Origin of the sequence: uncultured Stenotrophomonas sp. (assembly GCF_945952405.1) — a bacterium.
Lineage (GTDB): Bacteria > Pseudomonadota > Gammaproteobacteria > Xanthomonadales > Xanthomonadaceae > Stenotrophomonas.
On record NZ_CAMFIA010000004.1, the window covers coordinates 14805 to 40297 of the forward strand.

23 protein-coding genes and 1 tRNA gene are annotated in these 25493 nt (G+C 68.1%); 12 read left to right on the plus strand and 12 right to left on the minus strand.

The window, feature by feature from the left end:
- Window positions 1–7: 7 nt before the first annotated feature.
- Both rng and Q0P60_RS05320 read right to left on the minus strand, forming a co-directional pair.
- Window positions 8–1495, minus strand: coding sequence for a ribonuclease G (gene rng, locus Q0P60_RS05315; RefSeq protein ID WP_294989302.1), 1488 nt, complete (start codon window positions 1493–1495; stop codon window positions 8–10).
- Entirely contained in the window at window positions 1488–2096 is a 609-nt protein-coding gene (locus Q0P60_RS05320) for a Maf family nucleotide pyrophosphatase (protein ID WP_294989305.1), read from the minus strand. Before Q0P60_RS05320 ends, rng begins: the two co-directional genes overlap by 8 nt.
- A 129-nt stretch (window positions 2097–2225) precedes the next feature.
- Here Q0P60_RS05320 and Q0P60_RS05325 point away from each other — a divergent pair, with 129 nt between their 5' ends.
- The 4 genes from Q0P60_RS05325 to Q0P60_RS05340 all read left to right on the plus strand — a co-directional run bounded on the left by Q0P60_RS05325 (window position 2226) and on the right by Q0P60_RS05340 (window position 8428).
- Window positions 2226–2963: an SIMPL domain-containing protein gene (locus tag Q0P60_RS05325; protein WP_294989309.1), complete on the plus strand. Its 738-nt coding sequence runs from the start codon at window positions 2226–2228 to the stop codon at window positions 2961–2963.
- 213 nt (window positions 2964–3176) lie between these two features.
- Window positions 3177–3833: an energy transducer TonB gene (locus Q0P60_RS05330; protein WP_294989312.1), complete on the plus strand. Its 657-nt coding sequence runs from the start codon at window positions 3177–3179 to the stop codon at window positions 3831–3833.
- Between the two features lie 197 nt (window positions 3834–4030).
- Entirely contained in the window at window positions 4031–6868 is a 2838-nt protein-coding gene (locus tag Q0P60_RS05335; protein ID WP_294989315.1) for a TonB-dependent receptor, read from the plus strand.
- A gap of 138 nt (window positions 6869–7006) precedes the next feature.
- The gene (locus tag Q0P60_RS05340) at window positions 7007–8428 is read left to right on the plus strand and encodes a basic amino acid/polyamine antiporter (RefSeq protein ID WP_294989318.1); all 1422 of its coding nucleotides are present in this window, start codon (window positions 7007–7009) and stop codon (window positions 8426–8428) included.
- 88 nt (window positions 8429–8516) lie between these two features.
- Here the strand turns inward: Q0P60_RS05340 and Q0P60_RS05345 are convergent, their stop codons facing one another.
- The 9 genes from Q0P60_RS05345 to Q0P60_RS05385 form a co-directional block, all read right to left on the minus strand.
- Window positions 8517–9476, minus strand: a complete 960-nt coding sequence (locus Q0P60_RS05345) for an alpha/beta hydrolase (RefSeq protein ID WP_294989321.1) — start codon at window positions 9474–9476, stop codon at window positions 8517–8519.
- Between the two features lie 138 nt (window positions 9477–9614).
- Window positions 9615–9691 (minus strand) — tRNA-Asn (locus tag Q0P60_RS05350).
- Window positions 9692–9713: 22 nt separating this feature from the next.
- Window positions 9714–10184, minus strand: a complete 471-nt coding sequence (gene rlmH, locus Q0P60_RS05355) for a 23S rRNA (pseudouridine(1915)-N(3))-methyltransferase RlmH (protein WP_294989324.1) — start codon at window positions 10182–10184, stop codon at window positions 9714–9716.
- 64 nt (window positions 10185–10248) lie between these two features.
- Entirely contained in the window at window positions 10249–10659 is a 411-nt protein-coding gene (rsfS, locus tag Q0P60_RS05360; protein WP_053520119.1) for a ribosome silencing factor, read from the minus strand.
- Between the two features lie 58 nt (window positions 10660–10717).
- Window positions 10718–11383, minus strand: coding sequence for a nicotinate-nucleotide adenylyltransferase (nadD, locus tag Q0P60_RS05365; protein WP_294989329.1), 666 nt, complete (start codon window positions 11381–11383; stop codon window positions 10718–10720).
- A 3-nt stretch (window positions 11384–11386) separates the two neighbouring features.
- The gene (holA, locus tag Q0P60_RS05370; protein ID WP_294989332.1) at window positions 11387–12424 is read right to left on the minus strand and encodes a DNA polymerase III subunit delta; all 1038 of its coding nucleotides are present in this window, start codon (window positions 12422–12424) and stop codon (window positions 11387–11389) included.
- Between the two features lie 9 nt (window positions 12425–12433).
- Entirely contained in the window at window positions 12434–13018 is a 585-nt protein-coding gene (lptE, locus tag Q0P60_RS05375) for an LPS assembly lipoprotein LptE (protein ID WP_294989335.1), read from the minus strand.
- Between the two features lie 136 nt (window positions 13019–13154).
- Entirely contained in the window at window positions 13155–15797 is a 2643-nt protein-coding gene (leuS, locus tag Q0P60_RS05380; protein WP_294989338.1) for a leucine--tRNA ligase, read from the minus strand.
- Window positions 15798–15905: 108 nt separating this feature from the next.
- Window positions 15906–16505, minus strand: coding sequence for a DUF998 domain-containing protein (locus tag Q0P60_RS05385; RefSeq protein ID WP_294989341.1), 600 nt, complete (start codon window positions 16503–16505; stop codon window positions 15906–15908).
- Between the two features lie 157 nt (window positions 16506–16662).
- Between Q0P60_RS05385 and Q0P60_RS05390 the strand changes: the two genes are divergently transcribed.
- The 6 genes from Q0P60_RS05390 to Q0P60_RS05415 all read left to right on the plus strand — a co-directional run bounded on the left by Q0P60_RS05390 (window position 16663) and on the right by Q0P60_RS05415 (window position 22626).
- On the plus strand, window positions 16663–16914 hold the full coding sequence (locus tag Q0P60_RS05390; protein ID WP_294989344.1) for a hypothetical protein: 252 nt from the start codon (window positions 16663–16665) through the stop codon (window positions 16912–16914).
- Between the two features lie 129 nt (window positions 16915–17043).
- Window positions 17044–17901: a thioredoxin gene (gene trxA, locus Q0P60_RS05395; RefSeq protein WP_294989347.1), complete on the plus strand. Its 858-nt coding sequence runs from the start codon at window positions 17044–17046 to the stop codon at window positions 17899–17901.
- Window positions 17902–18009: 108 nt separating this feature from the next.
- The gene (locus Q0P60_RS05400; protein WP_345780316.1) at window positions 18010–19710 is read left to right on the plus strand and encodes a FecR domain-containing protein; all 1701 of its coding nucleotides are present in this window, start codon (window positions 18010–18012) and stop codon (window positions 19708–19710) included.
- Window positions 19707–21332: a CHASE2 domain-containing protein gene (locus Q0P60_RS05405; protein ID WP_294989353.1), complete on the plus strand. Its 1626-nt coding sequence runs from the start codon at window positions 19707–19709 to the stop codon at window positions 21330–21332. The genes Q0P60_RS05400 and Q0P60_RS05405 overlap by 4 nt, the downstream gene beginning before the upstream one ends.
- 77 nt (window positions 21333–21409) lie before the next feature.
- Window positions 21410–21862, plus strand: coding sequence for a DUF4442 domain-containing protein (locus tag Q0P60_RS05410; protein ID WP_294989356.1), 453 nt, complete (start codon window positions 21410–21412; stop codon window positions 21860–21862).
- 47 nt (window positions 21863–21909) lie between these two features.
- The gene (locus Q0P60_RS05415) at window positions 21910–22626 is read left to right on the plus strand and encodes a hypothetical protein (protein WP_294989359.1); all 717 of its coding nucleotides are present in this window, start codon (window positions 21910–21912) and stop codon (window positions 22624–22626) included.
- An 8-nt stretch (window positions 22627–22634) separates the two neighbouring features.
- On the opposite strand, the gene Q0P60_RS05420 is transcribed toward Q0P60_RS05415, so the two are convergent.
- The gene (locus Q0P60_RS05420; RefSeq protein WP_294989363.1) at window positions 22635–23951 is read right to left on the minus strand and encodes a hypothetical protein; all 1317 of its coding nucleotides are present in this window, start codon (window positions 23949–23951) and stop codon (window positions 22635–22637) included.
- A gap of 76 nt (window positions 23952–24027) precedes the next feature.
- Here Q0P60_RS05420 and Q0P60_RS05425 point away from each other — a divergent pair, with 76 nt between their 5' ends.
- Together Q0P60_RS05425 and Q0P60_RS05430 are read left to right on the plus strand one after the other, a co-directional pair.
- Entirely contained in the window at window positions 24028–24711 is a 684-nt protein-coding gene (locus tag Q0P60_RS05425) for a DUF502 domain-containing protein (protein ID WP_294989366.1), read from the plus strand.
- On the plus strand, window positions 24708–25493 hold the full coding sequence (locus Q0P60_RS05430; protein WP_294989369.1) for a queuosine precursor transporter: 786 nt from the start codon (window positions 24708–24710) through the stop codon (window positions 25491–25493). Before Q0P60_RS05425 ends, Q0P60_RS05430 begins: the two co-directional genes overlap by 4 nt.

Here is a 25493-nt window from a genome sequence, read left to right on the forward strand (position 1 = left end):
GCGAGGATCAGAGCAGAACAACATCGAATTGCTCCTGCAGGTACTGCTCATCCGCCTGGAAGCGGATGCTCTTGCCGAGGAACTCTTCCAGTTCGGCCACGGCCGAGGATTCCTCGTCGGTGATGCGCGCGACGACCTTGCTCGAGGCGATCACCAGCAGGCGTGCAGCATCGAACTGGCGCACCGCTCGGGTGATCTCGCGGAAGATCTCGTAGGTCACCGTCTCGGTGGTCTTGATGCTGCCGCGGCCACTGCACTGCGGGCAGGTTTCCGAGAGCTGGCGCTCGAGGCTTTCCACCGTGCGCTTGCGGGTCATCTCGACCAGGCCCAGCGGCGAGAAATCGTACACCGTGGTCTTGGCATGGTCGCGCGCCAGCGCCTTTTCCAGGGTGCGCAGCACCTGGCGGCGGTGCTCGGCATCGTCCATGTCGATGAAGTCGATGATGATGATGCCGCCCAGATTGCGCAGCCGCAGCTGCCGCGCCACGGCCTGCGCCGCCTCCAGGTTGGTGCGGAACACCGTCTCTTCCAGGTTGCGCTGGCCGAGGAACGAACCGGTGTTGACGTCGATGGTGGTCATTGCCTCGGTCTGGTCGATCACCAGGTAGCCACCCGACTTCAGCGGCACCTGCTTGTCCAGCGCCCGGCCAATCTCGTCCTCCACCCCGAACATGTCGAAGATCGGACGATCACCGGCATACAGCTCCAGTTTCTCGGCCAGCACCGGCATGTACTTGGCGACGAAGGCCTGCAGCTGGCCAAAGGTCTCCTTCGAGTCCACCTTGACCTTGTCCACGTCCTTGCGGATCAGGTCACGCACCGATCGCAGCGGCAGGCTCAGGTCTTCATAGATGATGCTGCACGAAGGCGCCTCGCGGCCGCGGCGCTCGACCACGTTCCACACCCGCGACAGGTAGGCGATGTCTTCGGCGATGGCCTCGGCCGGCTGGCCCTCGGCATTGGTGCGCACGATGTAGCCGTAGCCGCCGTGCTGGGCCGACAGCTCGGTCACCAGCGCCTTCAGCCGCGCACGCTCGGTCTCATCCTCGATCCGCGCCGACACGCCCACCACCTTGGACTGCGGCAGCAGCACCATGTAGCGCGAGGGAATGCTGATCTGGGTGGTCAGGCGCGCGCCCTTGGTCCCGATCGGGTCCTTGACCACCTGCACCACGATGTCCTGGCCGTCGCGCAGCAGCTCGACGATGGGCACGCTGGCCGGCGGCGGCAGGGTGGTGTTCTCGGTATCGGCGCTGGCGACCGGTGCCGGGCGCACCACGTCGTTGGCGTGCAGGAACGCGGCGCGCTCCAGCCCGACCTCGACGAAGGCGGCCTGCATGCCGGGCATCACCCGCTGCACCTTGCCCTTGTAGATGTTGCCGACCACACCCCGGCGCCAGCCGCGTTCGATGTGCAGTTCCTGCAGCATGCCGTTTTCGATCACTGCGACCCGGGTCTCGCGCGGGGTGACATTGACCAGGATTTCCTCAGACATCTGCAGCCTCCCTGGCGGCATCGGCAATGGGGGCCGGCACGCCGCAGCGGGCCAGCAAACGATCGGTGTGCAGCAATGGCAATCCCATCACGCCGGAGTAGCTGCCGGACAGGTGCTCGATCCAGCGCTCGGCCCCCCCCTGGATGGCATAGGCACCGGCCTTGTCCAGCGGTTCGCCGGTGGCCACGTAGGCGGCGATCAGCGCGCCATCGATCGGCGCGAAGGTCACCTCGGAAATAACCAGTTCGCTGTCCAGGCCGTCCGCGCCGACCACCACCACGGCGGTCATCACCTGGTGGGTGCGGCCGGCCAGGCGCGCCAGCATCGCCCGCGCATCGGCGGCATCGGCCGGCTTGCCGAATACTTCGCCGTCCAGCACCACCTCGGTGTCCGAGCCCAGTACCCGCGCCTGCGGGTCATCGGCCAGCACCCGGGCCAGCCCGGCGCGCGCCTTGTCGGCGGCGACCCGGCATACATACTGTTCGGCGCTCTCGGTCGCGGCGCGCTGCTCGACGACCTCCAGGTCCAGGGCCTGGAAGGGGCGTCCGAGTCGGGCCAGCAACTGGTTGCGTCGGGGGGAGCGGGAAGCAAGATAGAGCATCGGCACAGCATAACCTGAGGCCGCCACCTGAATCGTCGGCAACCTGCCCAGGAACGCATTCAACCCCGAACGGGCTCACAGCGCGTTCATCGCTACGACACCACCCTCGTCACACAACAAGGAGTTCCCATGCGCCTGACCGCCACCCCGCTGCTGCTTGCCCTGTCCCTCGCCCTTGGAACCTCGATGACCGCCCATGCTGCTCCGTCGTCGCCGTCGATCGCCGCCCCGGCCGAAGGCACCCTGCTGAACATCTCGTCAAACGCCGAAGCGACCCGCGTGCCGGACGTGGCCACCCTGTCCGCCGGCGTGGTCACCCAGGCCGTCGATGGCAACAGCGCGATGCGCCAGAACGCCCAGCAGATGGACAAGGTGCTGGCCGCGATCAAGGCCGCCGGCATTGCCGAACGCGACGTGCAGACCAGCGGCGTCAGCCTCAACCCGCAGTACCGCTATGCCGACAACGAGGCCCCGAAGATCACCGGCTACCAGGCCAGCAATACGGTCAGCCTGAAGGTCCGTGACATCGCCAAGCTCGGCAAGGTGCTCGACGCATTGGCCGCACAGGGTGCCAACCAGATCAATGGCCCCAGCTTCGAGATCGACCAGCCGGAACCGGTCTATGACGAAGCCCGCCTGGCCGCGCTGAAGAAGGCCCAGGCCCGCGCCCAGACCTATGCGAAGTCGCTCGGCCTGCAGGTGCGCCGCATCGTCAGCATTTCCGAGAATGCCGGGGGCGGCTACCGCCCGATGCCGATGATGCGGGCCATGGCCGCCGGCGCCGCGATGGACAAGGCCACGCCGGTCGCACCGGGCGAATCCACGGTCTCGGTCAACCTGGACGTGGTGTTCGAACTGGGACGCTGATCGCGTCAATTGCCGCGCACGCAGGCGGGTCCCGCAGGGGGCCCGCCTTTTTCATGTGCGCCGCCGCTGGCTGAAGCCCAGCTCAACGATTCCGCCCCTGCCTCTAGGCAGTAGCGGCTGCGCCGCGCTACTGATGCACTGCCAGCCGCGTGCGGCAACCCCGCCACGGTCCCTGGTGCGTTGAGGACTTCGTCACTGGCATGGAGGTGGACCATGGTTCGTACGTATCCCGTTGCTTCCCCGCACTTCGACCCCGCCCGCGTTGCCGCCTGGAGCGCGGCCATCGCCCTGCATCTGCTGGCCTTCCTGTTGCTGCTGATTCCGGCAACCTACCAGGCCGTAACCGCCCTGCCCCGCGACAACACCGCGGTGCGGTTGATTCCCCCGCAACTGCCCGAGCCGCTGCCGCCCAGGCTGCCGCCCCGTTCGGAGCCCCCACAGGTCGTGCCCAGGCAGCACGTGGTGCCCCGGGTCACACCGCCGTTGCCGGCGCCCACCGCCACACTGGAGGAAGCGCAGGGGATTGTCATGCCTGCCGCCGAACCCGCGCCGGTGCAGTCGGCGCCGTCCGTCGACAGCACGACACCGCTGGCCGGTGCCCAGCTGCAGTACCGCAGCGCACCGCCGCCGGCCTACCCGGTACCGGCACTGCGCAACCACGAGCAGGGCACCGTGCTGCTGCGGGTAGAGGTCGACAGCAGCGGGCAGCCGGTCGCGGTCAGCATCGAGCGCAGCAGTGGCTCGCGCAGCCTGGACCAGGCCGCACGCCAGCAGGTGCTGAAGCGCTGGCGCTTCGAACCGGCCCAGCGTGAGGGCGTGGCGGTCCCGGCCATCGGCCTGGTACCGGTGCAGTTCTCGTTGCCGGAGTAAGGCTCCCGCGCCGGCCCGGCACTGCGCCGGGCCGGCTTTTGCTCGCGAAAGGACAGATTCAGCAAAGTCTGCTTTCAAACGTTACGGATTAAGCAAAATTTCACGACTTCGTCACCCGTCGGAAACCTAGATTGGCCCGTCCCGGACGCTCCGGAGACAGCCCTCAACGCTACGGTTTTCCAGTTAGGAGAGAAGCTGTGAAACACCTGATCCAACGGCCCGCCAGCCGCCGCCGCACCACCCTGGCATCGTCCATCACCCATATCCTTACCGGCGGCACCCTGCTGCTGGTTGGCGCCGTGGCTTCCACCTCCGCCTTCGCGCAGGAAAAGGCCACCAACCTGGACCGCATCACGGTCACCGGTTCGAACATTCCGCGTACCAACACCGAAACGCCTTCGCCGGTGCAGGTGGTGACCCGCCAGGAAATCGACCGCACCGGCAAGACCACGGTTGCCGAATACCTGCAGACCATCACCGCCAACGGTGCCGGTTCGATTCCCAAGTCCTTCGGCAACGGCTTCGCCGGCGGTGGCGCCGGCATCTCGCTGCGCGGCCTTGGCGCGGGCTCGACGCTGGTGCTGTTGAACGGCCGCCGCATGGCGACCTATGGCCTGGCCGACGATGGCCAGAAGGTCTTCACCGACCTGAGCACCATTCCGCTCGACGCCGTTGAACGCGTGGAAGTGCTGAAGGACGGCGCCTCGGCGATCTACGGCTCCGATGCCATCGCCGGCGTGGTCAACATCATCCTGCGCAGCGATTTCCAGGGCGCCATCCTGCGTGGCTCCTATGGCGTTTCCGGCGACGGCGACGGCGATACCCGCAAGGCGACCCTGACCGCCGGTACCGGCGACATGGCCACCGACGGCTGGAACGCCTTCTTCAGCCTGGACGTCGGCAAGAGCGACGCGATCAAGATCAGCGACCGCAAGAACCGCAAGTGGATCGGCACCGGCGACACCCGCCAGTGGGGCTACGGCAACAATGCGCAGTTCCTGGGCGGCGCCTTCCTCAGCGGCAGGACCCGTGGCGGTGTCGGACCGAACGGTTCGGTGTATGACGACCGCAATGTCACCGACACCAATCCGGCGACGCTGGTACCGCTGCCGGGCTGCCAGGGCCTGACCACCATCGGTGGCCAGACCGATGCTTCGGTGGCCGCGCAGGGCTGCCTGTGGGATCCGGCGCAGCTGTACCGCGACATTTCGCCGGAAGAGAAGTACGTCAACGTGTTCGGACGTGCCAGCTTCGCCTTCGGCGAGGGCGGCGAGATCTATACCGAGATCGGCTACTCGAAGAAGGAAACCACCTTCAGCAACACGCCGTCCGGTGTTTCCGGTGGCTGGGGCTACCCGGGTGGCCCGGTCAACGCCAACAGCGGCGACGGTGCCGTGGTGCTCGGCCCGAATCATCCTGACCGGCCTGCCGGCCTGGGCAACGGCCCGCTGCGCCTGCGCTACAGCGCCTGGGATGTCGGCCCGCGCGTGACCGACAACACCAACGAGTTCAACCGCTTCCTGGTCGGCGTCAAGGGCAACTGGGGCGACTGGAGCTACGACACCGCCTACCTGCATTCGGGCACCGACCTGGTCAACGAGCGCACCGGCTTCCTGCGCTACAGCGCGGTGAAGTGCGCGCTGGGCGACGCGAACTGCGCCGGTGGCGTGTGGCGCATCGGTGACAATGCCAACCTGAACTCCAAGGCGTTGTACGACTACATCTCGCCGAAGATCAGCGCACGCGCCAAGTCCAGCCTGGACATGTTCGACTTCACCGTGTCGCGCAGCCTGATGGATCTGAAGGGCGGTCCGCTGGGCCTGGCGATCGGTACCGAATGGCGCAAGACCAGCAACAGCCTGACCCCGCAGACCTATACGGATACGGGCGACATCATCGGCCTGGGCTACTCGGCCTACGACGGCACGCAGAACGTGTATGCCGGCTACGTCGAACTGTCCGCCCCGGTGCTGGAACAGCTGGAACTGTCCGCCGCACTGCGCTACGACAAGTACGAGAGCGGTGAAGGCAAGGCCACGCCGAAGCTGGGCGTGAAGTGGACCCCGGCCGACTGGATCGCGCTGCGCGCCAGCTACGCCGAAGGCTTCCGCGCCCCGAACCCGGCCGAGAACGGCGACGGTGGCCTGGCCGCCTTCTCCACCGCCTCGGATCCGATCCGCTGCCCTGGCGGTGAAACCCCGGCACCGGGCGCTTCGCCGGACGACTGCGGTTCGCAGTCGGTTGCGATCATCACCCGTCCGAACAAGGACCTGAAGCCGGAAGAGTCGAAGAGCTACTCGGTGGGCATCGTGCTGCAGCCGACCCGCTCCACTTCGCTGACGGTCGATGCCTGGGAAATCAAGCGCACCAACGAGATCGCCCAGGGTGACACCGATGATGCGATCCGTGCCGGCAACGTCCTGCGCGACAACAACCTGCTCAACGGCGTCGCCGGCACCGGCAGCATCCTGGCCGTCAACACCGCCTACATCAACGCCAGCTCCTCGCGCGTTCGCGGTATCGACACCGACATCCGCCAGACCTTCGACATTGGCCCGGGCCAGCTGGAGATGGACCTGCAGTGGAGTCACCTGCTGAAGTTCGAGCGCACCAGCGGTGGCAGCACCGATGACTTCCTGGGCACGCACGGCAACTGCGACGTGACCAACTGCATCGGTACGCCGAAGGATCGCATCAACTTCGGCACCACCTGGAAGCAGGGCCCGTGGAGCGTGAGTGGCGTTGCCAACTACATCTCCAGCATGGACAACACCGACAAGCGCGGCGGCAAGTACCAGTTCTTCTATTTCGACGGTACGCCGGTCAAGAAGATCTCCTCGTTCACCACCTTCGACCTTTCGGGTCGTTGGGCGGTCACCGACGAGTTTGAACTGAGCGCCTCGGTCGAGAACGTGTTCGATCGCATCGCTCCGCTGGATCCGCTGACCTATGGCGGCGTGAACTACAACCCGATGCACTTCAGCGGCGCCATCGGCCGCTACTTCACCGTCGGCGCGAAGTACACCTTCAAGTAATACAGGCCTTACCGTTAGACGCGGTAGCTTCGAAGGCCCGGGCATCTGCCCGGGCCTTCGTCGTTGCACGCCTTGCAGGCATGTTCACGGAGCCACCGCTACCGTGTGCACGCGGCATCACCGCCGCAGGGGATCTGCATGGCTGCGACATCGCAACGCCTGGGCTTGCCCGCGTTGACCGCTCTGGTGGTCGGCTCGATGGTCGGTGCCGGCATCTTTTCCTTGCCACAGAACGTGGCGCGCAGCGCCGGACCGGCCGCGGCGCTGATCGGCTGGGCGGTGAGTGGCGCCGGCATGCTGATGCTGGCCTTCGTGTTCCAGGCGCTGGCCAACCGCCGGCCCGACCTTGATACCGGCATCTACGCCTATGCGCGCGAGGGGTTCGGCAACTACATCGGCTTCTCCGCCGCGTGGGGCTACTGGGTCGCCTCGGTACTCGGCAACGCCAGCTTCTTCGTGCTGATCTTCAGTGGACTCGGACATTTCATGCCGGTGTTCGGCGAAGGCAATACTGCCGCCGCCGTCGCCGCTTCATCACTGCTGCTGTGGACCGTGCACCTGCTGGTGCTGCGTGGCCTGCGCACCGCGGCCATCGTCAACGGCCTGGTGACGGTGGCCAAGCTGCTGCCGATCGCGCTGTTCCTGATCCTGGCCGCCGCTGCATTCCGCATGGAGGTGTTCCGTGCCGATTTCCTCGGCACGCCCGCGCTCGGCGACCTCGGCCAGCAGCTGCGCGGCATGATGCTGGTCACCGTGTGGGTCTTCATCGGCATCGAAGGGGCCAGCATCTACTCGCGGCGTGCCGCGCGCCGCGCCGATGTCGGCCGCGCCACCGTGATCGGTTTTGTGGGTGTCTGGTTGCTGCTGGTGCTGGTCAGCCTGCTGTCGATGGGCGTGCTGTCGCAGGCCGAACTGGCTGGGCTGCCCAATCCATCGATGGCCTATGTGCTGCGCGCCATCGTCGGCGAATGGGGCGCGACGGTGATCATCATCGGCTCCATCATTTCCGTGCTTGGTGCGCTGCTGGCCTGGGTGCTGCTGTGTGCCGAAGTGCTCTACGCCGCCGCGGGTGACGGCACCATGCCGGCGTTCCTGGGCCGCGAGAATGCGCGCGGCGTGCCCGCCAACGCGCTGTGGCTGAGCAATGGCCTGATCCAGCTGTTCCTGCTGCTGGTGCTGGTCAACGCCGGCAGCTACACCGGCCTGGTGCTGCTGGCGGCCTCGATGAGCCTGGTGCCCTACTTCCTGTCCACCGCCTTCGGCGTGCAACTGGCCTGGCGCGGGCACGCGTATGCGGATGCACCGGGCGCACGCTGGCGCGATTTCGCTGTCTCGCTGTTGGCCAGCGCCTATGCCTTGTGGCTGGTATACGCCGGCGGCCTCGACAACCTGCTGCTGTCGGTGCTGCTGTATGTGCCCGGCGTAGTGCTGTTCGCGCTGACCCGGCGGCAGCGCGGCGAGCGGGTGTTCACGCGCTGGGAATGGGTCCTGTTCGGCACGATCCTGGCGGTGGCGATCGCCACGCTGGTGGCGTTCTCGAAGGGCGATCTCACGCTGTAGGGTCAAGTGCAGCCAGCCGAGCGTAGGCTCGGCTCTACAGCAGGCGCGGTGCTCCCGACCGGGTGCGGGGCGGGCCTGCAACCGCAGTTCAAGGCGTCGGCAGCATGCCGATGTCCTGCATCCAGCGTTCGGCAAGCCGGGGCCACACCGCGACCGGCGCATCCCTCATGCGCAGCCCGAACGCATGGCCGCCACGGGCGAACAGGTGCATCTCCACTGGCACGCCAGCATCGATCAAGGCCTGGTAGTAGGCCAGTGATTCGCGTACGTCGTCGGTCGGGTCATCCGTGGCCTGTGCGATGAAGGTCGGCGGCACCGCCTCATCCACGACGATGTCCTTGACCAGCGACAGTCCTTTCCCGTGCCCAGCCCACAGGTGCCCGGAATACATCACCATCGCGAAATCGGGCCGGCTCGGCTGCAGGTCCGCCGCATCGACCGCTGCATAGCTGCGCCGCGCATGCGTGCTCAAACCCGCCACCACATGTCCGCCCGCGGAAAAGCCGATCACGCCCACCCGCGCAGGGTCGATCCGCCAGCGTTCCGCCTGCGCACGCAGCTGCCCCATCGCGCGCTGTGCATCCTGCAGCGCCATCGGTACCGCTGGAATGTCGCGGCAGTTGCACTCGCGGTCCCAGTTCGGACCGGACGCGGGCACGCGGTACTTCAACAGCGCGCAGGTAATGCCCTGCGCGACCAGCCAGTCACAGATTTCGCTGCCTTCCAGGTCGATCGCCAGTACGTTGTAACCGCCGCCGGGCACCACCATCACCGCAGTGCCATTGGCGCTGCCCTGCGCCGGATACACGGTGAGGGTCGGCACCGCGACGTTCTGCAGCATCATCCAGTGTTCGCCACTGGCCGTGGAGGTCACTTCACCGACCTGCTCGGGGCCTTTCAGCTTTGGCGGCGCCATTCCCCTGCCTTCGGGCCACAACGGCATCTGCGTAGCGCCCTGGCCCGGATGCCAGGTGGACGGTGCAGCCTCTGCTGCAGCGAACGGCAACAGCGCAAGCAGCAGGAAGCCCGAGGACAGGAGCGCACGCATGATCGGCATCCACGGTTGAAGCAGCAGATTGTAGAGCCAAGCCCATGCTCGGCTTCGAGGATGCAGCCGAGCGTGGGCTCGGCGCTACAACAGGCGCAAAAAAAAGACCTGCATCTTGCGATGCAGGTCTCTTCAAGGTGGCGCCCGAAGTTGGACTCGAACCAACGACCCCCTGATTAACAGTCAAGTGCTCTAACCGGCTGAGCTATTCGGGCAGACGACTAGTATAACCACTCTTCACGCGCGATGGTAGGGGTGATTCGCAATCATTGCGGCAGCCCGATACAGCTGCTCCGCTACCACCAGCCGCACCAGCATGTGCGGCAACGTCAGCGGTCCGATCGACCACTTTTCGTCGGCCAGCGCGGAAACGTCCGGCGAATGCCCTTCCGGGCCACCGATCAGGAATGCCAGGTCCCTGCCCTGCCCGCGCCAATGCTCCAGCCGCTGCGCCAGCTGTTCGGAACTGAGCTGGCGGCCCGGCACATCCAGCGCCACCACATAGGCATTCTTCGGCAGCGCCGCGATCACCCGCTTGCCTTCGTCTTCGGTGGCGCGGCGCGGATCGCGGCCCTTGCCGCGCAGGCCGGGCTCGATTTCCACCAGTTCGAATGGCAGCCAGTGCGACAGCCGCTTCTGGTATTCGGCAAAGCCCTGCGCAACCCAGCTGGGCGCGCGTTCACCGGTGGCGATCAGGCGGGCTTTCATCAACGGTCCTCCAAAACGTCGACGGCGCCATCGGCGCCGTCGAAGGGATGCATCAACGTGCGGCTCAGGCCACTTCGTCGTCGCTGGACGGCGGCTGGTCGCCAACGGTCCACAGGCGCTCCAGGGCGTAGAACTCACGCACGCGCGGCAGCATCACATGGACGATCACGTCGCCCAGGTCGACCAGCACCCACTCGGCTTCGCGCTCGCCTTCCACGCCCAGCGGCATCACGTCGATCTTCTTGGCGAAGCGCACGACTTCATCGGCGATCGACTTGACGTGGCGGGTCGAGGTGCCCGAGACGATCACCAGGTAATCGGCAACGCTGGACCGGCCGCGCACATCGATCTCGACCAGGTCCTTGGCCTTCAGGTCTTCGGTGGCTTGGCGGACGCTGGCCAGCAGTTCCGGCACGGACGGCGGCGGGCTGGGCAGATCGACCTTGATGGTCTGGGGCTGGGTCTGGTTGCTCAAAGTGGATCGACTCGATAAACGTGGGGGCGATTATACGGGGATGGCGCGGCGGCGCCATTCACGGCGTGGCCGGGCGGTACAGCCCGTGTGCAGCGACATAGTCGGCCACGGCCGGCGGCAGCAGGGCGCGCCAGGGACCGCCGGCGGCGATCTGGGAACGCACCGCACTGGCCGATTCCTCGCGCAGCGGGTGGTGCAGCCGCAGGATGCGCCCGGCCGCACTGGCGAACAGAGCCTGCTCGTTGTCGGCCCAGCGCCCTTCCAGCGCCCGGCCCAGCTCGCCGTCGAGCGAGGCCTGCAGCGGGCTGCCCGGCCGTTCGGCGACCACGAAGTGGGCCAGCCCGAACAGGGCCTCCCATTCGTGCCAGCTGGACAGGCCGAGCAGGCTGTCGGCCCCGACCAGCCAGGCCAGCGGCCGGCTCGGGCCCAGTTCGCCGCGCAGCTCGCGCAGGGTGTCCACGGTATAGGACGGGCGCCCGGGGAAACGCAGTGCGCGGTCCAGCTCGCGCCGGTCCAGCAGCAGCCCGGGCTCGTCGCCGATCGCCAGCGACAGCATCGTGCAGCGCTGTTCGGCGGTGGCGCCCGGCACGGCACGGTGCGGTGGATCGGCGGCCGGCAGCATGCGCACCGCCACCTGCAGTTCGTCACGGGCGGCGCGCGCGATCGCCAGGTGACCGAGGTGCACCGGATCGAAGGTGCCCCCGTAATAGATCCGCAGGCTCATTGATCAGGCCCGCGCCAGCAGGCGCACGGCACGCGGCTCTGCCACCGCCACCAGCAGGCGCTCCAGCGCCAGCCAGGCATCGCCGTCGGCGCGTCCCTTGGCAATGCGGTCGACCAGTCCGGCTTCGGCGACGAAACGCTCCCAGCGCTTGCCTTCCGGATGCCGCTGCAGTGCGCGCTTGTACGGCGCCTGCCGCGACTCCCAGATGCCGCGCGATTTCATCTCGGCGGCCAGGTTGCCGCCCCGCGCCTGTACCCGGGCCAGGCCGGCACCGGCCAGCAGCTCGCGGATCACGATCGGCATCAGCGCGGCCACGGCCTCGCCTTCGCCACGCAGGCCGGCCAGCATGCGCAGCACCGCAGGCGGCTGGCCGGAGAAGGTCGCCTCCACCAGCCGGAACACGTCATAGCGTGCGGCGTCGGCCACCAGCGATTCCATCCGTTCCACATCCAGCGGCTGGCCATCGGCCAGCAGCGCCAGCTTGTCGATCTCCTGGGCGGCGGCCAGCAGGTTGCCTTCCACCCGTTCGGCCAGGCGCTGCACCGCTGCCGGGTCGGCGCGCAGGCCCTTGCCGCGCAGGCGGCGCTCGATCCAGTCCGGCAGCTCGTGCGGCTTGATCGCCCAGGCCACCGACAGCACGCCGATGCGGTTGACCGCCTCGGCCCACTTGCCCTGGTGGGCCTTGCTCCATTCGTTGGCGGTGATCATCAGCACCACGTCCGGCGCCGGGTTGGCGCAGAACTGGCTGATCACCTCGGCACCGTCCTTGCCCGGCTTGCCGCTGGGCAGGCGCACCTCGACCAGGCGGCGGGCACTGAACAGGCTGGGCGCGTTGAAACTGGCGTCGAGCTGGTTCCAGTCGAAATCGCGGCCATCGGCGTCGAAGACTTCACGCTCGCCGATGCCGCTGGCGCGTGCACGCGCGCGGATGGCGTCGGCCGCCTCCAGCACGCGCAGCGTTTCCGGGCCGGCAATCAGATAGACCGGCGCCAGCGCGGTATCAGCGCCCTGGCTGGCCAGCTGCTCCGGACGCAGTTCCATCGCCGCGGCTCAGTGCTTGCCTGCAGCAGCCGGCCCGGCCGGTACCGCGCCTTCGACCGGCTTGGCCTTCGGTGCCGACAGGCTGCCGCCCCGCTCGATCTCGGCACGGACCACGCTGTCGATGCGGCGGATGATCGAAGCGGACATTTCCCGGCGCAGTTCAGTGGCCAGGATTTCACGTTCGGTGGTGGTACCGGTGGCGTCGGTCGGCGGCGACACGTAGTCGCGCGACAGCTCGATCACCTGCTGCGGCACCAGCTCGCTGCCATCCTCGCGACGGAAGATGAAGATCACCGCATAGCGCAGGCTGTATTCCTGCGCACGGCCCTGCGAGTCGATGGCGATCGGCAGGTCGCCCCAGCGTTCGGACAGCACCTGCAACTGGGTGCTGGGCTGCTTGCTGTCCTCGTCTGCCAGCTTGGCACCTGACGCCAGCAGGCTGCGGTTGAGCAGCTTCACCAGCTCACTGTACGGCGCGGTCGAGACCACCTTCACCGGCGCCGTATCGGTCGGCAGCATCAGCTTGTTGCGCAGATGGAAACCGCAGCCGGCGAGGCCGAGGGCAAGAACGAGGGCAAGCAGGATTCGGGTCATGGAGACAGTCTGGCGGAGCCGGGCGATCACGGCAACACACAGCCTGCCCGAAGCCGCGTGAATGCAGGGCCATCAAGCGCGTGGCCCTGCATCGGAATGGCACCGGCCGCCGCATGGGCGGCCGGTGCGGGGTACATCAGGCGGCGACGATGTTCACGATCTTGCCCGGGACGATGATGATCTTGCGCACCGTCAGGCCCTCCATGAACTTGGCGGCGTTCGGCTCGGCCAGGGCCAGCGCCTCGACCTGCTCGCGCGCGGCGTCGGCGGCCACTTCGATGGTCCCGCGCAGCTTGCCGTTGACCTGCACGGCCAGGGTCAGCGCATCGCGCACCAGCGCACCGGCGTCGGCCTGCGGGAACGGCTGGTCTTCCAGCAGCGTCTCGCCGTGGCCCAGCACCTGCCACAACGCGTGGCTGGCATGCGGGGTGATCGGATTCAGCAACAGCACGATCGCCTGCAGCGCTTCCTGGCGCACGGCGCGCCCCTGCTCGCTGCCATCGTCGAACTTGGCCAGCGCGTTCATCAGTTCCATCACCGCGGCGATGGCGGTGTTGAAGCTGTGGCGGCGGCCATAGTCGTCGCCGACCTTGCCGATGGTCTCGTGGGTCTTGCGGCGCAGCGCCTTCTGGTTGGCATCCAGCGCGCTCGTATCCAGTGCCGGGGCGGCACCGTCGGCCGCGTGCTTCTGCACCTGCGCCCACAAACGGCGCAGGAAGCGGGCCATGCCATCCACGCCGGCCTCGTTCCACTCCAGCGACTGTTCCGGCGGTGCGGCGAACATCGAGAACAGGCGCACGGTGTCGGCGCCGTACTTGCCGACCATCGCCTGCGGGTCCACGCCGTTGTTCTTCGACTTGGACATCTTCTCGGTGCCACCAACCACCACCGGCTGGCCGTCGGCGATCAGGGTCGCACCGGTGATGCGGCCGCGCTCGTCACGCTGCACTTCCACATCGGCCGGGTTGATCCAGTCCTTCGAGCCGTCCGGGTTCGGGCGGTAATAGGTCTCGGCGATCACCATGCCCTGGCACAGCAGGTTGCGCGCCGGCTCGTTGCTGTCCACCATCCGCGCGTCGCGCAGCAGCTTGTGGTAGAAGCGGAAATACATCAGGTGCAGGATCGCGTGCTCGATGCCACCGATGTACTGGTCGACCGGCAGCCAGTAGTTGCCGCGCTTGTCGACGGCATCACGTGCGCCCGGCGAGGTGTAGCGGGCGTAGTACCAGCTCGACTCCATGAAGGTGTCGAAGGTGTCGGTCTCGCGTTCGGCCGCGCCGCCACACTCCGGGCAGGTGGTCTTGCGCCATTCCGGATCGGTCTTGATCGGCGAACCGGTGCCCGAGAAGGCCACGTCCTCCGGCAGCACCACCGGCAGCTGTTCTTCCGGCACCGGCACCGCACCGCACTTGTCGCAGTAGATCACCGGAATCGGGCAACCCCAGTAGCGCTGGCGGCTCACGCCCCAATCGCGCAGGCGGTAGTTGACGCGGCGCTGGCCCTGGGCCTTGCGCTCGAAACGTTCGGCCAGGGCTTCGAAGGCGCCCTGGAAGTCCAGGCCGTCGAACTCGGCCGAGTTGACCAGCTCGAAGGCACGGCTCTTGTCGCTGTACCAGTCCTGCCAGCGGCTGCCGTCCCAGCTGCGTTCCTCGTCGCTGCGCGCATCCTTCAGCGCGATCACCTGCTTGATCGGCAGGCCGTACTTGTTGGCCACTTCATTGTCACGCTGGTCATGGCCCGGAACGGCCATCACCGCACCGGTGCCATAGCCCATCAGCACGAAGTTGGCGACCCAGACCGGCACCGGCTCGCCGGTGACCGGGTGCAGCGCGCGCAGGCCGGTGTCCATGCCGCGCTTTTCCTGGGTTTCCAGTTCAGCCTCGGACACGCCGCCCTGCTTCAGGTCGGCCAGCATCGCAGCCAGCTCCGGATTGTTCCGGGCGGCGTGCAGCGCCAGCGGGTGCTCGGCGGCGATCGACACGAAGGTCACGCCCATCACGGTGTCCGGACGGGTGGTGAACACGCGCAGCGGGTCCAGCACGGCGCCATCGACGTCACGCACGTCGAACTGGATTTCCAGCCCTTCGGACCGGCCGATCCAGTTGCGCTGCATGGTCTTGACCGATTCCGGCCAGCCCTCCAGCTCATCCAGGCCATCCAGCAGTTCCTGGGCATAGTCGGTGATGCGCAGGAACCACTGCGGAATCTCGCGCTTCTCGACCAGCGCGCCGGAGCGCCAGCCGCGGCCGTCGATGACCTGCTCGTTGGCCAGCACGGTCTGGTCGACCGGGTCCCAGTTCACCACCGCGTTGCGGCGGTAGGCCAGGCCCTTGCGCATCAGCCGGGTGAACATGCGCTGCTCGTGGACGTAGTAGTCCGGGCGGCAGGTGGCGAACTCGCGCGACCAGTCGATCGCATAGCCCAGCGACTGCAGCTGGCTGCGCATGTGGTCGATGTTCTTGTAGGTCCACGCCGCCGGCGCGGTCTTGTTCTTGATCGCGGCGTTCTCCGCCGGCAGGCCGAACGCGTCCCAGCCCATCGGCTGCAGCACATTGTGGCCGGTCATGCGCTTGTAGCGGCTGATCACGTCGCCAATGGTGTAGTTGCGCACGTGGCCCATGTGCAGCGCACCGGACGGGTACGGAAGCATCGACAGGCAGTAGTACTTCGGCTTGTCCGAAGTCTCGTCGACTTCGAAGGCACGGGTGGCGTCCCAGTACTGCTGGGCGGCGGATTCAACCTGCTGCGGGTCGTAGGCGTTGGTTTCAGCGCTGGTCATGGAACACGCGGATGCGGCGGCAAAGCGGTACAGCGTACCGCAGTGCGGCAAACGTCTCCAATCCTGCCTGCCGACCGCCGCCGCCGCCGACAGTGCCCGAAGCCTGTCTCAGCGCGGCCGCGACAGCGGCAGGGCCAATGCCAGCCAGGCCGCCCAGCAGGCAAACGCCAGCCGCTGCGCCAGCGGCGCCGGCATCACCCCCTGCAGGGCAAAGGCCGCCAGCGCGGCAACTGCGCCGCAGGCCACCGCCAGCGCGCCCGCGGCGCGAGCGTGCGCCTGGCGCAGCTGCGCGATGCCCAGCAGCAGGGTACCCGCGACGAAGCCCAGCACCCAGATCATCCAGGCGCTGGCGTGCAGCTGGCTGGCCGGACCGTGCAGGTCGTCCACATCCAGCGGCAGCAGGCCCATCGCGGCAAACGCCAGCCCCGCCAGCAGCAGCATCTGGCTGCCCACCCGCGGCGCCCAGCCGGCCGTGGCCGCAAGCCGCCGCCGCAGGCACTCCGCCACCAGTGCCGCCAGCAGGCCCGGCAGTACGAAGCCGAGCAGGTTGAAGGCCAGCGCATGGGGCACGCCGTGCGCACCGAGCAGTGCCACCGGGTGGCGGGCCTGCGCGTAGCCGTCCAGGCCCGCACCAAAGCCGGCTACCGCCAGCACGAACACGGCGGCGGCAAACAGCCCCACCCAACGATCAAGCCGGACCACGGACATCGTGCGCAATCACCCGAAAAGAAATCGACCGGCGCATTGTCGCGGCAGCGGCGCGATGCGCCAAGCACCGCGCATTTCCAATTAATTTGATATCCAGCCGCTACGCCCCCCCTCGATGCTCGGGGCATGGCAGTTCCGCCATGTCGGGAGTTCCCCCATGATCCAACGCATACTCATTGCCGCCGCGCTCAGCCTGGGCCTGGCCGGCACCGCCCAGGCCGCCGAGTTCAACTGCTACGCCAAGATCGGCCCCGCCGGTACCCAGAACGGAGGCACCCTGATGGGCAGCGTCAGCGCCGCCGACCTGCCGGCAGCCGAGGCCGAGTACTTCAAGCGCGCCTCGGCGACCCAGCCGGTCAGCTCCGGCCGCTGGGTCATCCAGGAGCTGTACTGCGTGCCGCGCGGATAAGCGCTGGCCTGGCGGGCCTGGGGGCCCGCCAACACCGCGCGGGGGGGCGCGGTGCGTGATGGCAGGGTTGAGACCGGCATCGATCGTCACCATAGAATCGGTCTCCAGATGCCAAGCGATGCCTCCCCCATGACCGAGACGACCTACGTATTCGACGCCACCACTGCGACCTTCGAGGCCGAAGTCCTGCAGAAGTCGCTGCAGACGCCGGTGCTGGTCGACTTCTGGGCCACCTGGTGCGGACCCTGCAAGACCCTCGGCCCGATGCTGGAAAAGCTGGCTGCCGAGTACAACGGTGCCTTCGAGCTGGCCAAGGTCGATGTCGACCAGGAACAGCAGATCGCGGCGGCCTTCCAGATCCGCTCGGTACCGACCGTGTTCCTGGTCAAGGGCGGCCAGCTGGTGGATGGCTTCCCCGGCGCGATTCCGGAAGGCCAGCTGCGCGAGTTCCTGGCCCAGCACGGCATCGTGCCCGCCGACGTCGGTGACAGCGCTGCCGAGGACGAGGCCCCGCTGGACCCACAGGCACAGGTGGACGTGCTGCGTGCGCAGATCGCCGCCGAGCCGGACAAGGATGAGCTGAAACTCGACCTGGCCCTGGCCCTGCTGCAGATCGGCGGCGTGGACGAAGCGGGCATGCTGATCGACGGCCTGCCGGCCAATCTCGCCACCGACGACCGCGCCGTGCGCGCCCGTGCCCGGCTGTCCTTCGCCGCCGCGCTGAAGGATGCCCCCGCCGCCGATGTGCTGGACGCGCGCATCGCTGCCGACGGCAACGACCTCAAGGCCCGCCACCTGCGCGGCGTGCAGCTGCTGCTCGCGGGCCACGACGAGGCGGCGCTGGCGCAGTTCCTGGAAATGCTGCGGATCGACCGCACGTTCGAGGAAGGACTGCCGCGCAAGGCCCTGATCGATGCCTTCAATGTGATCTCCGACGAGGACCTGGTCGGCCAGTACCGCCGCCGGATGGCCTCCCTGCTGTTCTGAACGGGAGGCGGGTTCGTTCAGAATCCCTGCACTGGACGCGGGCAATAATGCGCGCGATGGCGGCCGTTCGGCCGCCACGATCCGTTCGGGGGGGATGAGGTCGGGGCCATGGGGTCTTGCAGCTGCACCCCCGCATTGCCGGGATTGCAAACCGTGACCTTCGTCCGCTCGCTGTCGTTCGCCATGCGCTTCCAGGGCGCCCTGCTATGTGCCCTCCTGCTGCTGCCGGCGCTGGCCGGCGCCCAGGACTGGAACTACCGGGTCCGTCCCGGTGACACCCTGTGGGATCTCGGCGGTGCCTACCTGAAACCCTCGGTGCCCTGGCAACAGCTGCAGCAGCACAACCGCATCGACAATCCCTACCAGCTGCCTCCCGGCCGGCTGCTGCGCTTCCCGATCAGCTGGCTGCGCACCGAGCCTGCGCCGGCGCGGGTGCTCTCCGTGCGTGGCAGGGTCGAACTGTCCGGCGCCGATGGCAGCGCTACCCGCGCCCTCCAGGCCGGAGAACAGCTGCACATCGGTGACACCGTGCAGACCGAAGGCGAATCCAGCGTCACTCTCGAATTCGCCGACGCCTCGCGCCTGCAGCTGCGCGAGTATTCGCGCCTGCGCCTGGACCAGCTCAGCCGCTATGGCCACACCGGCATGGTCGACACCCGCGTGCGCCTGCAGCAGGGGCGCGCCAGCAACCGCGTGACACCCGCCCGCGGCCCCGCGTCGCGCTACATCATCGATGCGCCGACCGCGACCAGCAGCGTGCGCGGCACCGTGTTCCGCGTCAGCGCGGGCGATACCGGCCATATCGCGGCCACCGAAGTACTGCAGGGCAAGGTGCAGGTCGGCAACACCCATGGCCAGCGCCTGGTCCGGCCTGGTCAGGCCAGCCGCAGCAGCAGCGCCGACAGCGCACCGGAAGCGGCCTCCGTGCTGCTGCCTGCACCGCAGCTGCGCAACGACGAACTGCGCCTGGCACCGCTGCCGACCGTGCTGGCGTGGGCGCCGGTGGCCGGCGCCACCCACTACCGGGTGGAGGTGGTGCAGGCGGCCCTGCCGGACATCCTGCTGTTCGCCGCCACCACCACCGATACCCGCCTGGCCATCGCTGACTTGCCGCCAGGCAAGCTGCGCGTCCTGCTGCGCGCGGTGGACGCACAGGGCGTGGAAGGCCTCGACGCCAGCGCAGATTTCGAGCTCGGCGACCAGCCTCCGCCGCCGTTGACCGTGGCGCCCCTGCATGGGCAGACGATCAACAGCGACCGCCCGCGCTTCCGTTGGAGCCAGGCGCCTGGCGCGCGCAGCAGCGTGCTGCAGATCGCCGCCGATCCCGTGTTCCTGCAGCCACTGCAGGAACAGGCCACCAATGGCACCGATCTGCGCCTGGCCCAGCCGCTGCCGCCCGGCCAGTATTTCTGGCGCGTTGCTTCACGCGATGGCAATGGCCACCAGGGCCGCTACGGCCAGGCGCTGCCCCTGCAGCTGAGCAACGAGCCGGTCGATCCGGCCCTGCAGCCGCCCGAAGCGGCGCACGGTGAACTCACCCTGCGCTGGCAGGCGGGCAGCGAGGGCCAGCGCTACCGGGTGCAGGTCGATCGCCACGGTGACTTCAAGGCGCCGCTGGTCGACGAGACCGTGGCCGAGCCGCAGGTCAGCTTCAAGCGCCCCTGGCACGGCACCCTGCACGTACGCGTGCAGTACATCGACGATGACGGCCATGCCGGTGAATTCTCACCGGCGCAGCAGATCGCGTTGCCGTGCCGCCTCTGCTATGGCGCCGGTGGCGGTGCGCTGCTGCTGTGGTTGCTGTTGTGAGGCGCTCGCCGCTGCCGTGGCCGAAGCGGCTCCTGCTTGCGGTGCTGGCCGCGATACTGACCCTGCTGGCCAGCCAGGGCCAGTGGCTGTGGCGACAGGACGAGGCCGTCTATGACGCGATGGTCGGCAGCTGGGACTATCGTCCCGATCCCAGCATCCTGATCGTGGCCATCGACGAAGGCAGCCTGCAGCGCATCGGGCAATGGCCGTGGCCGCGTTCGGTGCATGCGCGGTTGCTGGATCGCCTGACCGATGCCGGCGCCGAGCGGGTGGCGCTGGACCTGATGCTGTCCGAGCCGGACCGCCGCGACAGCCGCCAGGACGAAGCTCTGGCCACGGCCATCCGCCGCAACGGCCGGGTCGTGCTGCCGGTGCTGGCCGCGCCTGCGGCCGGTGACCGCATGGCCGAGGAGATGCTGCCGGTGCCGCAGATCGCCGCGAGTGCTGCGGCCATCGGCCATACCGACGTGGAGGTGGACAGTGACGGCGTCGCCCGCGGTGTGTACCTGCATGCCGGTATCGGCCAGGCGCACTGGCCGGCGCTGGGCCTGGCCCTGACCGGCCTGCCGCCGGCAGCGGTGCGCGGCCTGCCCGACCCCGACCCGGACGTGGGTTCGCCTTACCAATGGCGGCGCGACGACTACGTGCGGGTGCGTTACGCCGGGCCACCCGAGCAGCTGCCGCAGGTTTCCTATGCCGACGTGCTCGATGGCCACGTCGACATGGCGATGCTGCACGGGCGGCGCATCGTCGTCGGCATGACCGCCAGCGGCATCGCACCGCGCCTGTTGACGCCGACCACCCGCGAATTCTGGATGAGCGGCAGCGAGTACCAGGCCAACATCGCCTCGATGCTGCTGCAGCACAAGCAGATCAACGTGCTGCCCCGGTTCTGGCAGCACGCCATCAGTGGCGTGCTGGTTGCCCTGTGCGTGATCCTGCTCGGCCTTCGCCTGCCCTGGCTGGCGGCACTGGCCTCGCTGCCGGCCGCCCCGTTGCTGAGCTGGCTGCTGCTGCGGGCCTGCAACCTGTGGTGGGCACCGGCCACGGCCCTGCTCGGCGTCGCGCTGGTGCTGCTGGCATGGGCCATCTGGCGGGTCTCGGCCTGGCACCGCCAGGCCAACCGCGATGCGCTGACCGGCCTCGGCAATCGCCTGCGCTTCGAGCAGTCGCTGCAGCAGGAGTGCGACGCTGCCCGGCGCAATGGCAAGCCCCTGAGTCTGGCACTGATCGATGTCGACCACTTCAAGCATCACAACGATCGCCACGGCCACCAGGCCGGCGACCGCGTACTGTGCGACGTGGCCCGGCTGATCGCCGCGCATGCACGGCGCCCACGCGACATGGCCGCACGCTATGGCGGCGATGAATTCGCGCTGGTGCTGCCCGACACCCCGGCCGAGGGCGCGCGCCAGGTCATCGACGACCTGATCGCCGGCGTGCACGCGTTGCCGGCGCCTGGCGATGGCAGCAGCGCGCGGGTCACGCTCACCATCGGTGTGTTCACCCGTGTGCCGGACGGCGAACTGCAGCCACATCACTTCGTTGAAGGCGCCGACACCGCGCTGTACCAGGCCAAGGCCAATGGCCGCGACGGCTATGTGATCGACGGCGGCTACTGACCGGCCGCCCGCGGGGTGCAACATACGCATGCGAATGGTTAGACTGTAAGCCTCGCCCCCCGCGCTCCCGGACCCGCATGAACGCCCGCCTGTTCCGCTTCGGCATCAACCTCTGGCCGCCGTTCCTGTTCACCGGCATCCATGTCACCCGCATTACCCCCGACTACCGGCAGATCGATGTCGAGCTGCGGCTGCGGCCCTGGAACCGCAACTACGTCGGCACCCACTTCGGCGGGAGCCTGTTCGCCATGACCGATCCGTTCTGGATGCTGGGCCTGCTGCATATCCTCGGCCGCGACTACTACGTGTGGGACCGGGCCGGTGCGATCGATTTCCTCAAACCCGGCCGCGGCACGGTGCGCACCTCGTTCCGCATCGACGATGCGCTGCTGGAGGAACTGCGCACCGAAGCGGCCAGCGGCGAAAAGGTGCTGCGCTGGTTCAGCAACGACGTGGTTGATGAGCAGGGTGAAGTGGTCGCGCAGGTGCGCAAGCAGGTCTACCTGCGGCTGAAGCCGCACGCACGCTGATCCAGCGCGCGGGCGCTATCCTGTGCGGCTTTGCCATGGAGGCTCCTATGCGCCCGTACGCCGTTGCTGCACTGCTGATCCCGCTGTCCTTCGCTGCGCATTCGCTGGAGCTGCCACCCGTGCGGTACCCGGTGCTGCCCGCGCAGGCCACCAGCGCCACCGGCTTCGTGCCCGAGGGCTGGTCGCTCGAGTCGAGCATTGAAGGCGATCTCGACCAGGATGGTCGAGCCGACCTGGTACTGGTGCTGCGCCAGCAGGACCCGCGCAATGTCATCGAGCATGATGGCTTCGACCCCTCGCCCTATGACAGCAACCCACGCATTCTCGCCGTCGCGTGGTCGCGTCCATCCGGCTATGTGCTGGCGGTGCAGGACCACCAGCTGATTCCGCGCCCGGACAACCCGGTGATGAGCGATCCGCTCGAAGAGGGCAGCATCGGCATCCAGCGTGGCACCCTGAGGGTCGCGTTGTTTTCATTTGCCAGCGCCGGCAGCTGGTCGATGGGAACGACCGCCTTCACTTTCCGCTGGCAGGACGGCGCCTTCGCGCTGATCGGCTACGACCAGGATTCGGTGATGCGCAATTCGGGGCAGACCGAGTCATTGAGCGTGAACTTCTCCACGCGCAGGCTGAAGCGGACCGAAGGCAATATCGAAGACGACAAGGACAGCGTGCGCTGGCAGCCATTGCGCAGCAGCCATCGCTGGACGCTGCAGACCGTCGGCGATGGCTGGGCGTTCGATCCACTGGCCGGCAACCACTGAGCCACGGCTCACTCGCGGGCAGCGGCTCCGGCCCCGGCCCCGGCCTGCAGCGGCACCGACAACCACGGACTCTCGTCACGGCCGCGCGCAGGCGAACGCCGCGGTACCTGCAGGTGGCGGCCATCGGCGGACAAGCGTGGCGCGCGTACCGGCGAGCGGAACTGCGCCGGCAGGCGCTGCAGCGCATCCATCGGGTCTTCCGGCTGCTGCCGCAGCCAGCGCTGTGCGCCCAGCAGGCGCAGCATCGCGGCGGCGTCCTGGGCGCGCGACGAATAGCCGGGATAGACCGGGCCGGCGATATCGGTCAGCACGCAGCCCATCACGTTCGACAGGCAGCCGAAGTCATGCTGCGGCGGTGCCGGCACCGGCAGCGGGCGATCCGCTTCCAGCGCCGACATCGCCACCGCGCCGCAGGCCCAGCCGAGGTTGCCGGCGACGCGTGCCAGCGTACTGCCACGGTCCAGCACCAGCATGCCGCCGAATTCCCGCCCCGAACCCTCAATCGCCGCCCGGCTCATCGCATACTCGCCCTGCATCGCGCGGCACAGGCTCTGCTCCTCGGCCCGCATCGGCTGCATCGCCCGTTCGCATTCCGGCGGCAGCGAGTGGTCGGGCGGCAGTTCAACCAGCACGTCGGCCAGCAGCTGCGCGTTGGCCTGGACCAGGCTGGCACCGATGATGCTCTCGACCAGATAGCTGCCACCCGGCAGCAGCCGTCGTCCCAGCTGCAGGTCACGGCAGCTGCCGCGCAACGCGGCGTCGACATCGCCCTGCACATAGGCCAGCGCGCGGGCGCTGGTGGCATCCACCATCAGCCCATAATCCGGCAACGGCACCAGGATGCCCTCGCCCTTCGGCAGGAACGGCGACACGAAGTGATCCGCCTCGGCCAATCGTTCCAGGCGCGCGTGCAGCTGCTGGTGTCCGGCGTGGGCGTCGGCAAACCGCTGCGGATCGGCGCGCACCTGTGCCAGGCAGTCGAGGGCGCCCGGGCCGCAGCTGGCGGCGGCACGCGAGCGCAGTTCGGGGTGGCGGGTGGCCAGCAGGGTCCGGGGGATGCTGTTGCTGCCGGGGGCGGCCTCCCAGCGTCGCACATCGTCGGCCAGCGCCTGCTCGCGCTCGCGCGCATCGAGATCGTCGAAGGCGAGCGTCCACAGCAGCGGATAGCCATTACGCCCCGCAGCCGGCAGGCGGGCTTCCAGCCGCTGCTGCGCCTGCAGCCGCGATTCCGGCACCGGCCACATGCGCGAGGCGCACCACACCACGATGGCCAGCACCAGCAGGCCCGCCAGGGTCCAGCCCAGTCCGCGCAGGATCTTCAACACAGCGTCCCTTCCATGTGCCGTTGCCGTCGTCGATTGCCCAGCGTAATCGACCGGTGCTGGCCGCTACAATGCGCACATGTCGCTCGAAGCCCCCGCCCTGGTTCCCCGCCCCTCCCTGCAGCGCCTGTTCCTGACCGGCCTGCTGACCCTGTTGCCGATCTGGCTGACCTGGGTCGTGGTCAAGTTCGTGTTCGTGCTGCTGTCGGGCATTTCCAGCCCGCTGGTGGTACCGCTGTCCGAACAGATCGCGACCAGCTTCCCGCATTACCTCGGCTGGGTCCGCGCCGAATGGATCCAGGACACCATCGCCCTGCTGGCCACCCTGCTGGTGATCCTGGCGGTGGGCGTCGCCAGCCGCCGCGTGCTCGGCCAGCGCCTGCTGCGCTGGGTCGGCGCGGTCATCAAGCGCATCCCGCTGGCCAGCATCATCTACGACAGTGCCAAGAAGCTGCTGGACATGCTGCAGACCGAACCGGGCAGTACCCAGCGCGTGGTGCTGATCGACTTCCCGCACCGCGACATGAAATCGGTCGGGCTGGTGACCCGCGTGATCAAGGAACACGGCAGCGACCGTGAGCTGGCCGCGGTGTACGTGCCGACCACGCCGAACCCGACCTCGGGCTACCTGGAAATCGTGCCGGTGGAGCTGCTGACGCCGACCGACTGGACCGTCGACCAGGCGATGAGCTTCATCATTTCCGGCGGCGCCGTAGCGCCGTCCAGCGTACCGTTCACCCGCGCCGGCGACCGCGCCGAATGACCCCGGCGCCGGTCGAGCGCCCGCTGCAGGATCGCGCGGTCCTGCTGTTCATCGTGTTGTCCGCGTTCTTCTGCGGCAACGCGGTGCTGGCCGAGCTGATCGGAGTGAAGATCTTCGCACTGGAAGATACCCTCGGCATCGACCCGTTGAACTGGAACCTGTTCGGCCAGACCGGCTCGCTCAGCTTCACCGCCGGCACCCTGCTATGGCCGGTGGTGTTCATCATGACCGACACCATCAACGAGTTTTTCGGCAAGCGGGGCGTACGTTTCATCTCGTGGCTGGCGGTGGTGCTGATCGGCTACGGCTTCCTGTTCGCGTTCGCGGCCATTTCACTGGCGCCGGCCAGCTGGTGGGTGACCTCGATGGATGGCCACGGCGTCCCCGACTACCAGGCCGCGTTCGCGGCGGTGTTCGGCCAGGGCATGTGGACCATCGCCGGTTCGCTGGTGGCGTTCCTGCTCGGCCAGCTGATCGATGTGGCGGTGTTCCATCGCATCCGCCGGGCGACCGGCGAGCGCCATGTGTGGCTGCGCGCGACCGGTTCGACCGCGATCTCGCAGGTGGTGGACAGTTTCGTGGTGATCTGGATCGCCTTCGTGCTGGGCCCGCAGCACTGGCCGACCTCGCTGTTCCTGGCGGTGGCCAGCGTCAACTACATCTACAAGATGGGTTTTGCGATCGCATTGATCCCGTTGCTGTACCTGATGCGGCGTGCGATCACCCGTTATCTGGGCGCCGAGCGCGCAGCCGCGCTGCGCACCGCGGCCGCGGCTGACTGA